The organism is Globicatella sanguinis NBRC 15551 (assembly GCF_001552295.1).
Classification (GTDB): Bacteria; Bacillota; Bacilli; order Lactobacillales; family Aerococcaceae; genus Globicatella; species Globicatella sanguinis.
Map to the genome: position 1 here is coordinate 1 of NZ_BCQX01000211.1, position 1,498 is coordinate 1,498.

Annotated in this window: 1 protein-coding gene; it reads right to left on the minus strand. The window is 42.1% G+C overall.

What is annotated here, in order from left to right; genetic code table 11:
• Nucleotides 1–49 precede the first annotated feature (49 nt).
• Nucleotides 50–1,441: a group II intron reverse transcriptase/maturase gene (ltrA, locus tag GSA01S_RS10145; protein WP_083513309.1), complete on the minus strand. Its 1,392-nt coding sequence runs from the start codon at nucleotides 1,439–1,441 to the stop codon at nucleotides 50–52.
• Nucleotides 1,442–1,498: the final 57 nt, after the last annotated feature.

Sequence of the window (1,498 nt, forward strand, 5' to 3'; positions counted from 1 at the left end):
TTAGTCGACCTCTCACACCACCGTACGTACGGTTCTCGTATACGGCGGTTCAATAATGTAAGTACACTTGCTCTGCCAATTGGGTCATATTCAAAAGACCCCATTGGTAGAGTTTTTCCGTTGGTATGGCTTGATGAACTTCCCAAGTACAGGACAATCGCCAATATTTCTTTCTTGAATAGGCGATACGTTTGGACTCATCGAGTGTTAGTCCTCTCTTCATGAGTTCTTTTATCTTCGTTCTTGGTCGTTTCCATCGTTTGAGTATTAGTTGTCTGATTCTGCGATGTAACCAGGATTCAATGGCTCGGATAGTGCCTTTAATATAGCCTCTTCCATGGTATTGTATCCACCCTCTGGCTACTTGGTTGATTTCCTTTACCAACATTTGAAAGGTTTTCGGTGTTTTCCGACTCGTGACTTGTCTAAGTTTCGCTTTGAATTGCTTCACTGCTTCTTTAGTCGGTCGGTATCGACAGCCTCCATTCGCTTTCATTATCAGACAACTCAAGAACTTTAAACGGTAAGGACTACCTACTTTACTTTTTTCTGTATTCACAACCAATTTCAATTCTTTTGATAGGAATCGACTGATGCTCTGTAGAATTCGTTCGCCTGCTCGTTTACTTTTCGTAAAGATGACAAAATCATCGGCATAGCGTACGAATCGGTGTCCCCGTTTCGTTAGTTCTTTATCTAACTCATGTAAATAGATGTTACTGAGTAATGGCGACAGAACGCCTCCTTGCGGGGCGCCTTTTCCTGTCTTCTGGAAGTTTCCGTTTGGTTCAATGACGCCAGCTTGCAAGAATCGGTTAATCAATCTTAATATTGATTTATCGTCAATGTGTTGTTTCAGAAGATACATCAGCTTGTCATGGTTAATCGTATCAAAGTACTGTTTTAAATCGCAATCCACGACATATCGGTAGCCTTCTTCATAATACTTGGCACATTGTTTTCTTGCTTGATGAGCATTGCGATTTGGTCTAAACCCATAACTGTAAGGGCTAAAGGTCTTGTCGATTGACGGTTCAATAACCTGCTTAATCGCTTGTTGTATCACTCTATCCCTTACAACGGGTATGCCTAGTTTACGGACACCTCCATTCGGTTTAGGTATTTCAACCCGTTTTACTGGCTGAGGACGGTAGGTGCCTTCGAATAATTTCTTACACAAAGGAACATAATAGTTGAAGATATGACTTTCCACTTCTTCAACAGTCATCCCATCCACACCCGGGCTTCCGCCATTTCTTCTGACTCTATCACATGCGCGTCTCAGGTTATTTCTTTCTACCACCCTCGACATTATCGGATAGTGACGCCATTGGTCCAAAGCTTCTCCTAGTGATTGACTCTGCGCAGATGCATACTCTTTCGATTCCGTCTTATCCCTTTGCATCTTGCCAAGCTTTTGCTTGTTTTCTGCCTTCTTCATCTTCACTACCTCTCTTTCTTTCCAATGTTCATTATTGTTCAGTCCTTCAGTTGGTAG